Below are 12,496 nucleotides of genomic sequence, written 5' to 3' on the forward strand. Positions count from 1 at the left end.
CATCCTCGCAGACGCGCGGGCGCCGCACGGGTTCCGTGGTGTGTTCACCCGGCGTTCACGCAGCGCGCTCGCACCGGGCCTACCGTCTCGCGCATGGACGTCCTCGTCACCGTCGTGCTGGTGATCGTGGTGGCCCTCGTGTTCGACTTCACGAACGGCTTCCACGACACCGCGAACGCCATGGCCACCTCGGTCGCCACCGGAGCCCTGAAGCCCCGGACCGCCGTGCTCATCTCCGCCGTCCTCAACGTGGTCGGCGCGTTCCTCTCCACCGAGGTCGCCAAGACCGTCTCGCAGGGCATCATCCGCGAGGGCCAGGACGGTATCCACATCTCCCCCGTGATGATCTTCGCCGGCCTCGTCGGCGCCGTGCTGTGGAACCTCGCCACGTGGTACTTCGGCCTGCCGTCGTCGTCGACGCACGCGCTGTTCGGCGGGCTCATCGGGGCGTCGATCATCGGTGCGGGGCTGAACTCGGTCGACTGGGCGACGGTGGTGTCGAAGGTCGTGCTGCCGGCCCTGCTCTCGCCGGTCATCGCGGGGCTGATCGCCCTCGTCGCCACCTACCTCGCGTACACGCTCACGAGGAACGCGACGACGCACGGTGCCGCGACGGGCTTCCGGCACGGCCAGACGGTGTCCGCGTCGCTCGTCTCGCTCGCCCACGGCACGAACGACGCGCAGAAGACGATGGGCGTCATCACGCTGACCCTGATCGCCGCGAACTACCAGCCGTCGGGCAGCGGGCCGGCGCTCTGGGTGATCCTGGCGTGCGGACTCGCGATCGGCCTCGGTACGTACATGGGCGGGTGGCGGATCATGCGGACGGTCGGGAAGCGCATCTCGGACGTGCAGTCGCCGCAGGGGTTCGCGGCCGAGGCGAGCTCCGCCGCGACCATCCTGGTCGCGTCCCACCTCGGGTTCGCGCTCTCGACGACCCACGTGACGAGCGGCTCGGTGATCGGCTCGGGCCTCGGCAAGAAGCTCGCCGACGTGCACTGGTCGATCGTCGGCCGGATCGTCGTCGCCTGGGTCATCACCCTGCCGGCGGCGGCGGTGGTCGGTGCCCTCGCGACGGCGGTGGCGGCGACCTCGACCGTCGGGCTGGTCATCGTCGCCGTGCTCGCGCTCGCGGCCGGGATCGGCTTCTTCGTCCTCGCTCGCCGCAAGCCGGTGACGCAGGACAACGTCAACGACGAACAGCCGGCGTCGCAGCCGGTCGCGGCCTGATCGGAGGACCCGGTGGACATCGACTTCGGAGCGATCTGGACCGTCGCGTGGGTGGGGTTCGTCGCCGCGGTCGGCGTGGTGCTGCTCTACACGCTGGGCCTGCGCCTCCTCGGGACCGGACAGCCGGTCGACGCGGGTGGCGAGCGGACGCAGTACGCCGAGGAGACGCCGCGGTCCGGGCACACGCCCCTCCCCGCGCTGGTCGGGGCGTGGACGTGCTTCGCGGTGTGCGGCGCGGCGGTGCTGTTCGGGATCTGGCTGACCATCCCGGCCTTCCACCGGTAGGGCGCGGCTGCTGCGAGGATCGACGGGTGACCGCACACCGCATCGACGCCTCGCTCACCACCGCCATCGACGTCTTCGACGCCACGCGTCCACCGGTGCTCCGCGTGGATCCGGGTGACACGGTGACCGTCCGGACCCTGAGCGCCGCCGGGTACACCGAACGGCAGCCGGAGCCCGGGGCCGAGGTCCCGACGCTCCTGCCGTCCCGCCGCGGGCACTGCCTCGTCGGGCCGATCGCGGTGGACGGCGCACGTCCGGGTCAGGTGCTCGCCGTCCACTTCGACGACCTGGTGCCCGACGACTGGGGGTACACCGGCTCGGGCGGTGTCGACACCCCGGTGAACCGGGCACTGGGCCTCGTGGAGCGGGAGTCGCGCGGTCCGCTGCTGTGGTCCGTCGACGCCGACCGGGGCACGGCGCGGAACCAGCTCGGGCTGTCGGTCCGCACGGCACCGTTCCTCGGGGTGGTCGGCGTCGCTCCGGACCCGATCGGCGAGCACTCGACCATCCCACCGCGGCCGGTCGGCGGCGGGAACATCGACTGCCGGGAGCTCGTCGCCGGTTCCACGCTGTTCCTCCCGGTCACGGTCCCGGACGGGCTGCTCTGGGTCGGTGACGGCCACGCGGCCCAGGGCGACGGCGAGGTCTCCGGCACCGCCATCGAGTGCGGCATGACGACGACGATGACGCTCGAGGTCCTGGACGACGCCCCCGTGGCCGGCATCCACGCCACGACCCCGGCCGGCCGCATCACCTTCGGGTTCGACGCCGACCTCAACACCGCCACCACCACGGCCCTCGACGCGATGGTCGACTGGATCGCCGGGCTGTTCGCCATCGGTCGCGCGGAGGCCCTCGCCATGGCGAGCGTCGCCGTGAGCATGCGGGTCACGCAGGTCGCGAACCGCACGTGGGGTGTGCACGCGCTGCTCCCCCACGACGCGATCACGGCGACGCGCTGACGGCGCGGCGGGCCGACGGGCCGGCTGACGGACAGGAGGCCCGGATCACGTGACCGACGTCGGTCACGTGATCCGGGCCTCCCGTTCGACCGCCCGTGTCAGTGCGCGCTGTAGCCGCCGTCGACCAGGTGGTAGCTGCCGCTGATGAACGAGGCCTTGTCGCTCAGCAGGAAGAGCACGAGCGCGGCGACCTCGGCGTCGGTGCCGAGCCGTCCGGCCGCGTGCTCCTGCTCGAGCGCCGTCAGCGCCTCGGCGGAGAGCGACGAGCGCACGAGCGGGGTGTCGATGAAGCCCGGTCCGACCGCGTTCGTGCGGACGCCCTGTGCGGTGTACTCGAGCGCCGCGACCTTCGTGAGGCCGACGAGGGCGTGCTTGGACGCGACGTAGGCCGCGTTCTGCGCGATGCCGACCGAGCCGAGCACCGACGACATGTTGACGATCGCGCCGCCGCCGGCGGCGAGCATCGCGGGGATCTCGTAGCGCAGGCCGTAGAAGACCCCGTCGAGGTCGACGCCGCGGACGCGGTCCCACGCCTCGACGTCGTACTCGCCGATCGGCTGCGGAGCGGCTCCGATCCCCGCGTTGTTCACGGCGAGGTGGAGCGCGCCGTACGTGTCCACGGCGAACCGCACCATGCGCTCGTTGTCGGCGGCCAGCGCGGAGTTCGCCTCGAACGCGCTCGCGGTGCCGCCCGCTGACTCGATCTCGGTCACGACCCGCTCGGCCGCGTCGCGCTTGATGTCGGTCACGACGACGCTCGCACCCGCGCGGGCGAGCTCCTTCGCGATCGCCTCGCCGATCCCGCTGCCGCCACCGGTGACGACGGCGACCTTGCGCTCGAACTCGGACATGTGCTCCTTCTTCCGTTCATCTGGACAACACCTGTTGCCCACAGTCCGAACGGTACACGTGCGACACGCATTCCGGATCCGCGGAACGCACAACCAGTTCGTTCACCGAACTAATTTGCTAGGCTAACGACCATGCCCGCCACCGCCACCCGCACGTCGCTCGCGACCGACCTCCGGATCGCGGTCAACCGGCTCTCGCGGACGCTCCGGAACCAGAAGGCCGACACGAGCGTCACCGACGCCCAGTTCTCCGCCCTCGCCCGGCTCCACCGCGACGGCCCGATGACCCTCGCGGAGCTCAGCCGGCAGGACGGGGTGACCCCGCCGTCGATGACGAAGACCGTCGCCGTGCTCACCGACCGCGGCCTCGTCACGAAGACCCTGCACGACGTCGACCGACGCAAGGTCCTCATCGCGCCGACCCCGGCCGGAGCCGCGTTCGTCGAGGAGACCCGTCGCCGACGTGACGGCTGGCTCACCCCGCGCCTGGCGAGGCTCACCCCGGCGGAGCGGACGACGCTCGCCGAGGCCACCGACATCCTGAGGAGGCTCGCCCAGCAGTGACCGCCATGTTCCGGTCCCTCGCGGGACGCAACTACCGCATCTGGTTCGCCGGTGCCCTGGTGTCGAACGTCGGCACCTGGATGCAGCGCACGGCACAGGACTGGATCGTGCTCACCCAGCTGTCGAACGACGACGCGGTGGCCGTCGGCGTCACGATGGCGCTGCAGTTCGGGCCGCAGCTGCTCCTCCTGCCGTTCACCGGACTCGTCGCCGACCGGTTCGACCGTCGGAAGATGCTCATGCTCACGCAGGGGCTCATGGGTGCGCTCGGACTCGGGCTCGGCGTGATGGTGCTCACGCACACCGCCACCCTGCTGTCGCTGTACGGCTTCGCACTCGCGCTCGGCATCGTCGCCGCATTCGACACCCCGATCCGGCAGGCGTTCGTGTCCGACGTGGTGCAGGGCGAACACGTCGCGAACGCCGTGGCGCTCAACTCCGCGTCGTTCAACGCCGCCCGGCTGATCGGGCCCGCGGTCGCCGGGGTGCTCATCGCGGCGATCGGCTCCGGGTGGGTGTTCGTGATCAACGCCGCGTCGTTCCTCGCGGTCCTGATCGCGCTGCGGTTCGTCGACCCGACCCAGCTCGCCGACCGGCCGCGGGCGAAGCGGGGCAAGGGCCAGATCGTCGCGGGCTTCCGGTACGTCCGGACCCGGCCGGACATCATCGTCGTGCTGTGCATGATCTTCGTCGTCGGGACGTTCGGCGTGAACTTCCCGATCTTCACCTCGACGATGGCGAAGGTCGAGTTCCACCGGGGCGCGGGCGAGTTCGGCCTGCTCAACTCGGTGATGGCGATCGGTTCCGTCCTCGGCGCCCTGCTGTCGGCGCGACGGGACCGGCCCCGCATGCGGACGCTCGTCGTCGCGTCGGCGGGGTTCGGACTCGCGTGCACCGCCGCCGCGTTCGCCCCGACGTACTGGAGCTTCGCCGTCGTGCTGATGTTCGTCGGGCTCGCGTCACTGACCTTCATGACCACCGCGAACGCCCTCGTGCAGACCACCACGACCCCCGCGATGCGCGGTCGCGTCATGGCGCTCTACATGGCGATCTTCGCCGGCGGCACCCCCATCGGGGCGCCGATCGTCGGGGCGATCGCCGACGCGGCAGGCCCGCGGTGGGCCATCGGCGTGGGCGCGGCATCCGGGTTCGTCGCCCTCGCGATCGCCGTCGTCTGGCTCGTCCGCTTCCAACGACTGCGGCTGCGCTACGACGCCGACACCCGCCTGCACCTGGCGATCACGCACGCCGTCCCCGTGGTCGGCACGCGCGCCGCGCGCTCCGCGCTGCGGCAGGACCTGTCCCGCGACGAGGCGGTCGCCAACCGGTCCAGCGGCGTCTGACGCCGACCCACCGGCCGGGAGGAACGGCTCGCCCCCGCCACGCACCCACCGCAGGCGGTGCACCGGTCCGGCACCGCGCCTCCCGGCCGGAGTGACGGCAGTCGTTGGACACCGCTCGGCGCCCGTCGCCGGTCGTCTGGTGCCCGGCGACCGGCGGCCGTCGTCCGGCGCCCGTCGCCCGTCGCCGGTCTTCCGTCGTCCGTCGCCCGTCGCCGGTCTTCCGTCGTCCGTCGTTCGTCGTCCGCCGTCGTCAGGAGACCGCGGACGCGACCGAGAACACCCGGGCCTCGAGCGCGGCGTCGACGGCCTTCCCCGCATCCGCGAGGCGCGTCGTGACCGCTCGGAGCCCCGCGAGCACCTCCTGCGGCGCGACCGCGTCGAGGGCGGCGACCGCGCGCCGGAAGGCCGCGACCTCATCGGCGACGCACGCGGCGGTGACCCGCTCGAGCCCGTCGACCGCGCGGTGCGCGAGGAACGCCACCGTCCGCGGACTGTGCGTGTCGAGGAGCAGGAACGCGGCGGCCTCCGAGGGGTCGACGTCGTGGTGCGCACCCCGGCGGAAGGCCTCGGCGGCGCCGCACCCGCGCAGGGCGTCCGACCACGCCTCGGGCGAGGACGGGTCGAGCAGTCCGGAGCTGAGCAGGGCCGAGGTGGTCCGCACCCGGGAGAGCGACCGGCCGAGCGTGAAGAACGCCCACACGTCGTCGCGGCTCGCGTCCCCGTCGACCACCCCGACGGCCAGCGCGCTCCGCTCCTTCGCCCAACCGAGGAAGTCGTGAGCTCGGTCGCCGCCGACCTTGCGCGGCATCCGCGAACGCGTCACGTCGAGGCAGTCCCAGAGCTCGGTCGAGACGACCTCGCGGGCACGGCGCGCGGCGTCGCGGGCGACCGCCACCGCGTGTGCGATCGAGGCCGGCTCGTGCCGGTCGAGCGCGAGCGCGTCGAGCGTCGCGGCGGGGTCGGCGTCCCGCGCGTCCGACGCCCCGACCACCGACCGCAGGAGCGACGCGGTCCGGGCGTGACCCGCGGGCACGGACGCCGACGGCCGCACCACGTAGACGTCCAGCAGCCGCGCCACGAGGTCGGTGTGCTCGAGGGCGGCGCCGAGGCGGAACACGCTCCCGGCGAGATGGCTCATCACGTCGGCACCCGCATGCGGCGAACCTACTGAGCGGTCGTTGCGGGAGTGTTTCGGCCGGGCGTCGCGGGTGTTGCGTGGCCGTTCGGCGCGCACTCGCTAGACAATCTAACTAGAGCGTCTAGCATTGTGGTATGACCACCGAGGCAGCAACGGACTCCGCGGGGTACTGGTACGACGAGCGCACGAGGGCCGACGCGGTCTCCGTGTTGAACGCCCTCCGGCGCTACCGCAGCGCCGCGAACGCGGCACGACGTCGGGCGCGCGAGGCGCTCGGCGTGGGCGAGAACGCCCTCCTCGCACTGCAGGTCCTGCTCGACGCCGAACAGGCCGGGCACCGCGTGAACTCCAAGCAGCTCGCCGAGGAACTCGGCATCACCGCGGCGTCGACGTCCGCGCTCGTGGACCGGCTCGTCCGCAGCGGGCACGTCGAGCGTCACCCAGACCCGCACGACCGCCGCGGGGTGTTCCTCACGGCGTCCGGTGGCGCCATGCGGCAGGCGCTCGCGGTCCTGGACGAACTCGACGACAGCGGCGCGTCGGTGGCGTCCCGCCTCGACCACGACGACGTCCGGGTCATCGTGTCGTTCCTCGACGAGATGACCCGCGTCGTCGACGACATCGCTCCGGACGACCTCACCACGGACGACGTCGCCCTCGCGTAGCCTGCCGGCATGACGCCGCAGCGCTGGAGCGCACCGTGAGACCGGTCGTCCCCTCCGGCGGCGACGTGCCGGAGCACGACCCCGAGGACGACATGCCCCTCGCCGAACTCGACGCACGTGCCCGGGCGGACGCCGCACTCCGGCGTATCCGGGCCGGGGCGGATCCCACCAGTGAGGCCTTCGACCTGGCGAACACGATGAACGACGAAGCCGTCGGACGGTTCACTGCGGCCGTCCGACGGCTCCTGCGTCGCTCCTGACGCCCGCCCGCGTCAGAACGCCGTGGCGACCGCGGCGATGTCGTCGGAACCGTGCCCCGCGGCGCTCGCGTCGGCGTAGACCCGTCCGAGTGCGTCGAGGAGGACCGTCGAGACGCCGGCGTCGCGCGCCGCGTCCGTGATGAGGCCGATGTCCTTCCGGATTCCGTCGAGCGCGAACTGCGGCGGGTACTCCCCCGCGATCATCGCCTCGCCCTTGGTGTGGGCGTAGGGCGAGTCGCTCGCGGTCCCGTCGATCGCCTCGAGGAACAGCGCCGGGTCGAGCCCGAGGGCCCGCGCCACGGCGAGCGACTGCGCGGTGGCGGCCGTGATGGACGCGACCCAGGCGTTCGCCGCGAGCTTGAGCGCCGTGCCCTGGCCGACCTGGTCGCCGGCGCGCACGGTCTTCACCGAGACGGCGTCGAACACCGGGGTCAGCCGGTCGAGCACCTCGGGCGACCCGGCCGCGAGCAGGGTCAGCTTGCCCTGCTCCGCCGGCGCCTTCGTGCCGAGCATCATCGCCTCGACGAGGGTGATGCCGTACTTCGCCGCGAGCTGGACCACGGTCTCCGTGCCTGCCGTGCCGATCGTGGAGGCCTGCACCCACACGGCGTCCTCCGGGGCGTCCCCGGCTGCCTGCTCGAGGACGTCGACCACCGCGTCGGTGTCGAAGAGGGTCAGGAGCACGACCTCGGCGTCCGCGACCGCTGCCGACGGGTCGTCCGCGACGCTCGCGCCCGAGTCGCCGAGCGGCACCGCCCGGTCGCGCGTCCGGTTCCAGACCGTGACCTCGTGACCTCCTCGCAGCAGTGAACCGGCGACACCGGCCCCCATCGCACCCGTTCCCAACACCGACACGCGCACCAGCGGCTCCGTCCTGTCCGGCACCGTGCCGGGACGCCGCCGAGGCTACGCCTGCGTGGTCAGAGGAGCCCGCGGGCGTGCAGCCACACCGCGGGGTCGACCGGGGTCCCGCCGACGATGACCTCGAAGTGCAGGTGCGGGCCGGTCGAGACGCCGGTGTTGCCGACGGCGCCGACGACGTCGGACACGCGGACCTCCTGGCCGACACGGACGTCGATGCGGGAGAGGTGCGCGTACCGGGTGCGCGTGCCGTCCGGGTGTGCGAGGAGCACCTGGTTGCCGTAGCCACCGGACGGCCCGGCGGACACGACGCGACCCGACATCACCGCGAGGACGGGAGCCCCCGGAGCCGCGGCGAAGTCGAGACCCTGGTGGTCCGTCGAGCACGCCGCGCACCCGGCGACCGTGCGGTGCCCGAAACCGCCGGCGGTCGGGACGTCACCGAGGACCGGACGGACGACCGCGGAACCGGACACCGTGCCCGATGCTCGGGACGTCGCTCCGCGCCGGGCCTGCTCGGCGATGCGGAAGCCGTCCCGTGGGGACGCCGTCAGGGTCGCGTCCGGCGCGACGTACTGCTGACCTCCGAGGCCGAGCGCGGGAGCCGCCACCTGCGGCGTCGCAGCGACCGCGGTCTGCGGTGAGGCCAGCGACACCACCATGCACGTCGCGACAGCGACGGCCGTGACCGGCAGGGCGCGGGCCGCGGCGACCGCGGACGCAACGCTGCGGAGGGGCAGGGTCACCGCCGCGGCGGCCACGTGCCCGAGGGCCGCAGGGCGGGGTCGCCGTCCGGCGCGCTCGGCAGCTCGTGCCGCCCGCCGGGTCGGGAGCGTGCCGGCTCCGGCCAGCGGCGCAGGCGAGGACCGCCGACGGGTGTGCGGCAGCGGACCGGTGCGCGGCAGCGGGCCGATGTGCGGCAGGCCGTTGCGTGGCGTGGGCACCGACGCGGCAGGAGGTGACACCGCCGCGCCGGTGGTCTCGGGGGCGCTCGACACGGCAGCCGGAGCCGGAGCCGGGGCCGGGGTTGCCCCGTGGCGGCGGGAACGTCGGGCCGCCTTCGGCGCGGTCGACGGGGGCACTGCTGTGGGACGCGTGATGGCGGGGCGCACGGTGGTGGGACGCGCGGTGGAGGCGCGCGCGGCGGGGGCGGTCATCGGCATCGGGTCCGGCGGTTGCGTCCGGGAGTCAGACGCGGACGACGCCCTCGCGGGCGATCCGGTCGAACTCCGCGGCGACGGCGTCGACGACCGCGCGGATGATCGCGTCGGTGACGACCTCGACGAGCATGAGCTGATCAGCGGGCACGGGGACGGCTCCACCGAGCCGCGCGGTGAGCTGCGCGGGGATCGCGTCGATCGCGGCGACGAGCGCATCCGGGACGACGGTCGGACGGACGGCGGGGACGGCGGGGGCGGGTGCCGGTGACACCGGGGTGGACGTGGTCGCGGGGGCCGGGGTGGCCGCCGCGACACGAGCGGCCGTCGGGACACGAGCGGCCGTCGGGCGGACGGGAGCCTCGTGGTGACGGGCGACGGCGTCGAAGAGGGGCGTGGAGGACATGCTGCCTGCCTTCCGATGGGCGGTCGGCCGGACCGTTCGGTCGGTCCGGGTGTGCAACGGCACCCCTCCATCGAACCACAAATATTTCACATGTGCAATGGCGAGCGTCAGTCCGGCTCGACCTCCGCGGTGGGGTCGTCCCGCCGGAACGCCTGCTTGACCCGCTCCACGATGGTCGCCGGCGGGTTGTTGTAGGTGCCGGCGGGCTCCTGCCCACTGAGTTGCTGGATCGCCGCCATCACCGCGTCCGTCGCGTGCCGCCGGGCACGTCCGGAGGACGCCTCGCCGAACGACGAGAGGTCGAGCGGTTCACCGAACTCGATGGTCACCTTCGCCAGGCGCGGGATCCGGGAGCCGACCGGCTGGACGTCCTCGGTCCCCGTCAGTGCGACGGGCACCACGGGTGCACCGCTCGTCAGCGCCAGCCACGCGACCCCGGTGCGTCCCTTGTACAGCCGGCCGTCGAGCGAGCGCGTGCCCTCCGGGTAGATCGCGAAGGCCTCGCCCGCCTCGAGTCGCTCGAGTCCGAGGTCGAGGGCGTGCTGCGCCGCCGCCCCCGCGCCGCGCTCCACCCCGATCGCCCCGATGCCGCCGAAGAACGCACGGGACAGCGCACCCTTCACCCCGGTCCCGGTGAAGTACTCCTGCTTGGCCAGGAAGGAGACCTTCCGCGGTGCCATGAGCGTGATGGCCGGGGAGTCGATGAACGACCGGTGGTTGCTGGCGAGGATCACCGGGCCGTGCTTCGGGACGTTCCGCCGCCCGACGATCCGCGGCCGCCACAGCATGCGCGCCAGCGGCGTGACCACCGCGCGGCTCAGCGCGGTGGCGAACTTCGTCGAACCGGACACCCGGGCCTCCTCGTGACGGGGGTTCCGAGTGTAGTGAGCGCTCGCGCGGTTGCATGCCGCATGCGGCATGCAGTGTCGTTCAGTCGCCGGTGGCCGCCACGACGTCGAGCACCGCGCGTCCGTACCGCTCCAGCTTCGCCGCGCCGACGCCCGAGATCTCGGCGAGTTCGTCGACGTCCGCCGGGCGCACCGCGGCGATGCCGCGCAGGGTCGCGTCGTTGAACACGACGTACGCGGGCACCCCCTGCTCGCGCGCCGCTGCGGCACGCCAGGTCCGCAGCGCCTCGAACAGTCCGAGGGCCTGCTGCGGCATGTCCGTCACGACGGTGCGCCGGCTCCGCGACCCCCGCGGCGCCTTGACGGGGTCGCGACGCATCCGGACCGTGACCCGGCCGCCGAGCACGTCGGCGCTCGTCGGGCTGAGGACGATGGTGCCGTACCCGTCGCCGGACACAGCCATGTAGCCCTGCGCCAACAGCTGCCGTGCGACGGCCCGCCACTCCCCCTCGCCGAGGTCGGTGCCGATCCCGAAGGTCGCGAGCGAGTCGTGCCGGAGCTCCTGCACGCGCGGCGACTGCTTGCCGACGAGGATGTCGACGAGGTGCGCGACGCCGTACCGCTGCCCGCGCTCGCGCTCGAGCCGGACGACGGTCGACAGCAGCTTCTGCGCGGGCACCGTGCCGTCCCACGACTCCGGCGGGGCGATGCACGTGTCGCAGTTGCCGCACGCTGTCGACTCCTGCCCGAAGTACGCGAGGAGCCGGACCCGCCGGCACTCGATCGTCTCGCAGAGGGCGAGCATGGCGTCGAGGTGGGCGCTCAGCTGCCGTCGGTGGGCCGCATCGCCCTCGGACTGGTCGATCATCCGCCGCTGCTGCACGACGTCGTTGAGGCCGTACGCCAGCCACGCGGTCGAGGGCAGCCCGTCGCGCCCGGCCCGACCGGTCTCCTGGTAGTAGCCCTCGACCGACTTCGGCAGGTCGAGGTGCGCGACGAACCGGACGTCCGGCTTGTCGATGCCCATGCCGAACGCGATCGTCGCGACCATGACGACGCCGTCCTCGCGGAGGAACGTCGACTGGTTGCGCTCCCGCACCCGGGCGTCGAGGCCGGCGTGGTACGGCAGCGCCGGGATGCCCTGCTCGGCCAGCGCGGCGGCCGTGCGCTCGACGGAGTTGCGCGAGAGGCAGTACACGATGCCCGCGTCGCCGCTGTGCTCGGTCCGGATGAAGGTGAGGAGCTGCTGCAGCGCCCCCGTCTTCGGCTCGATCCGGTACTGGATGTTCGGCCGGTCGAAGTCGGCGACGAAGTGCGCGGCGTCGTCGAGGCCGAGCCGGGCCGAGATCTCGCGGTGGGTCTGCGGCGTCGCCGTGGCCGTCAGCGCGATCCGGGGCACCGTCGGCCACCGCTCGTGCAGGACGCTCAGCTCGAGGTAGTCCGGCCGGAAGTCGTGCCCCCACTGGGCCACGCAGTGTGCCTCGTCGATGGCGAACAGGGCGATGCGGGCACGGTCGAGGAGCGCCCGCGTCGACTCGAGCCGGAGCCGCTCGGGCGCGAGGTAGAGCATGTCGACCTGACCGGACACGACCGCCTGCTCGACCCGGGCACGCTCGTCGGGGCCCTGCGTGGAGTTGAGGAAGGCGGCCCGGACGCCGTTGGCGGCGAGGGCGTCGACCTGGTCCTGCATGAGGGCGATGAGCGGCGACACGACCACCCCGACGCCGTCGCGGACGAGCGCGGGCACCTGGTAGCAGAGCGACTTGCCGCCCCCCGTGGGCATCAGCACCAGGGCGTCACCACCGCCGACGACCTGGTCGATGATCGCCGCCTGCTGCCCGCGGAAGGCGTCGTAGCCCCACACCCGGTGCAGGACGTCGAGCGCCGCGGCCTGCGAGGGGGAGGTCGTGGTCGGCGCACTCATGC

General features: G+C 73.1%; 14 protein-coding genes. 7 read left to right on the forward strand and 7 right to left on the reverse strand.

Going from position 1 to position 12,496, the window contains the following annotated elements:
• Nucleotides 1–93 precede the first annotated feature (93 nt).
• Genes Csp2054_RS01760 through Csp2054_RS01770 form a run of 3 tightly spaced genes read left to right on the forward strand, consistent with a single transcriptional unit; the run spans nt 94 to nt 2,477 of the window.
• A complete protein-coding gene (locus tag Csp2054_RS01760) occupies nt 94–1,230 on the forward strand; it encodes an inorganic phosphate transporter (RefSeq protein WP_096897560.1) in 1,137 nt (378 codons plus the stop codon).
• 12 nt (nt 1,231–1,242) lie between these two features.
• Nucleotides 1,243–1,515, forward strand: coding sequence for a hypothetical protein (locus Csp2054_RS01765; protein ID WP_096897561.1), 273 nt, complete (start codon nt 1,243–1,245; stop codon nt 1,513–1,515).
• A 26-nt stretch (nt 1,516–1,541) separates the two neighbouring features.
• Nucleotides 1,542–2,477, forward strand: coding sequence for an acetamidase/formamidase family protein (locus Csp2054_RS01770; protein ID WP_096897562.1), 936 nt, complete (start codon nt 1,542–1,544; stop codon nt 2,475–2,477).
• A gap of 98 nt (nt 2,478–2,575) precedes the next feature.
• Here Csp2054_RS01770 and Csp2054_RS01775 read toward each other — a convergent pair whose 3' ends face one another.
• Nucleotides 2,576–3,328: an SDR family NAD(P)-dependent oxidoreductase gene (locus Csp2054_RS01775; RefSeq protein ID WP_096897563.1), complete on the reverse strand. Its 753-nt coding sequence runs from the start codon at nt 3,326–3,328 to the stop codon at nt 2,576–2,578.
• 132 nt (nt 3,329–3,460) lie between these two features.
• On the opposite strand from Csp2054_RS01775, the gene Csp2054_RS01780 reads away from it, so the two are divergent.
• Together Csp2054_RS01780 and Csp2054_RS01785 are read left to right on the forward strand one after the other, a co-directional pair.
• Complete coding sequence (locus Csp2054_RS01780; RefSeq protein ID WP_096897564.1) at nt 3,461–3,892, forward strand: MarR family winged helix-turn-helix transcriptional regulator; 432 nt, start codon at nt 3,461–3,463, stop codon at nt 3,890–3,892.
• Nucleotides 3,889–5,235, forward strand: coding sequence for an MFS transporter (locus Csp2054_RS01785; protein ID WP_176491498.1), 1,347 nt, complete (start codon nt 3,889–3,891; stop codon nt 5,233–5,235). The genes Csp2054_RS01780 and Csp2054_RS01785 overlap by 4 nt, the downstream gene beginning before the upstream one ends.
• Nucleotides 5,236–5,485: 250 nt before the next feature.
• Here Csp2054_RS01785 and Csp2054_RS01790 read toward each other — a convergent pair whose 3' ends face one another.
• Nucleotides 5,486–6,373 (reverse strand): alpha-E domain-containing protein, encoded by an 888-nt coding sequence (locus Csp2054_RS01790; protein WP_141399081.1) that lies wholly within the window; start codon nt 6,371–6,373, stop codon nt 5,486–5,488.
• A 134-nt stretch (nt 6,374–6,507) separates the two neighbouring features.
• Here Csp2054_RS01790 and Csp2054_RS01795 point away from each other — a divergent pair, with 134 nt between their 5' ends.
• Entirely contained in the window at nt 6,508–7,038 is a 531-nt protein-coding gene (locus Csp2054_RS01795) for a MarR family winged helix-turn-helix transcriptional regulator (RefSeq protein WP_096897566.1), read from the forward strand.
• A 35-nt stretch (nt 7,039–7,073) separates the two neighbouring features.
• On the forward strand, nt 7,074–7,298 hold the full coding sequence (locus tag Csp2054_RS01800) for a hypothetical protein (protein WP_096897567.1): 225 nt from the start codon (nt 7,074–7,076) through the stop codon (nt 7,296–7,298).
• 12 nt (nt 7,299–7,310) lie between these two features.
• Here the strand turns inward: Csp2054_RS01800 and Csp2054_RS01805 are convergent, their stop codons facing one another.
• The 5 genes from Csp2054_RS01805 to recQ all read right to left on the reverse strand — a co-directional run bounded on the left by Csp2054_RS01805 (nt 7,311) and on the right by recQ (nt 12,494).
• Nucleotides 7,311–8,183 (reverse strand): NAD(P)-dependent oxidoreductase, encoded by an 873-nt coding sequence (locus Csp2054_RS01805; protein ID WP_317951504.1) that lies wholly within the window; start codon nt 8,181–8,183, stop codon nt 7,311–7,313.
• Nucleotides 8,184–8,218: 35 nt separating this feature from the next.
• Nucleotides 8,219–9,103 carry a M23 family metallopeptidase gene (locus Csp2054_RS01810; protein ID WP_176491499.1) on the reverse strand — a complete coding sequence of 295 codons (885 nt, stop codon included), beginning with the start codon at nt 9,101–9,103 and terminating at the stop codon, nt 8,219–8,221.
• A 244-nt stretch (nt 9,104–9,347) separates the two neighbouring features.
• On the reverse strand, nt 9,348–9,722 hold the full coding sequence (locus Csp2054_RS01815; RefSeq protein WP_096897569.1) for a hypothetical protein: 375 nt from the start codon (nt 9,720–9,722) through the stop codon (nt 9,348–9,350).
• Between the two features lie 107 nt (nt 9,723–9,829).
• Nucleotides 9,830–10,573: a lysophospholipid acyltransferase family protein gene (locus Csp2054_RS01820; protein ID WP_255252568.1), complete on the reverse strand. Its 744-nt coding sequence runs from the start codon at nt 10,571–10,573 to the stop codon at nt 9,830–9,832.
• Between the two features lie 79 nt (nt 10,574–10,652).
• Nucleotides 10,653–12,494: a DNA helicase RecQ gene (gene recQ / locus Csp2054_RS01825; protein WP_096897571.1), complete on the reverse strand. Its 1,842-nt coding sequence runs from the start codon at nt 12,492–12,494 to the stop codon at nt 10,653–10,655.
• Nucleotides 12,495–12,496 lie beyond the last annotated feature (2 nt).

Source organism: Curtobacterium sp. 'Ferrero' (genome assembly GCF_002412165.1).
GTDB lineage: Bacteria > Actinomycetota > Actinomycetes > Actinomycetales > Microbacteriaceae > Curtobacterium.

Excerpts from the sequence above, each read along its gene's own strand:
- Csp2054_RS01760 (WP_096897560.1), top strand. The coding sequence starts at position 94 with ATGGACGTCCTCGTCACCGTCGTGCTGGTGATCGTGGTGGCCCTCGTG.
- Csp2054_RS01775 (WP_096897563.1), bottom strand. The coding sequence starts at position 3,328 with ATGTCCGAGTTCGAGCGCAAGGTCGCCGTCGTCACCGGTGGCGGCAGC.
- Csp2054_RS01780 (WP_096897564.1), top strand. The coding sequence starts at position 3,461 with ATGCCCGCCACCGCCACCCGCACGTCGCTCGCGACCGACCTCCGGATC.
- Csp2054_RS01790 (WP_141399081.1), bottom strand. The coding sequence starts at position 6,373 with ATGAGCCATCTCGCCGGGAGCGTGTTCCGCCTCGGCGCCGCCCTCGAG.
- Csp2054_RS01795 (WP_096897566.1), top strand. The coding sequence starts at position 6,508 with ATGACCACCGAGGCAGCAACGGACTCCGCGGGGTACTGGTACGACGAG.
- Csp2054_RS01815 (WP_096897569.1), bottom strand. The coding sequence starts at position 9,722 with ATGTCCTCCACGCCCCTCTTCGACGCCGTCGCCCGTCACCACGAGGCT.
- recQ (WP_096897571.1), bottom strand. The coding sequence starts at position 12,494 with ATGAGTGCGCCGACCACGACCTCCCCCTCGCAGGCCGCGGCGCTCGAC.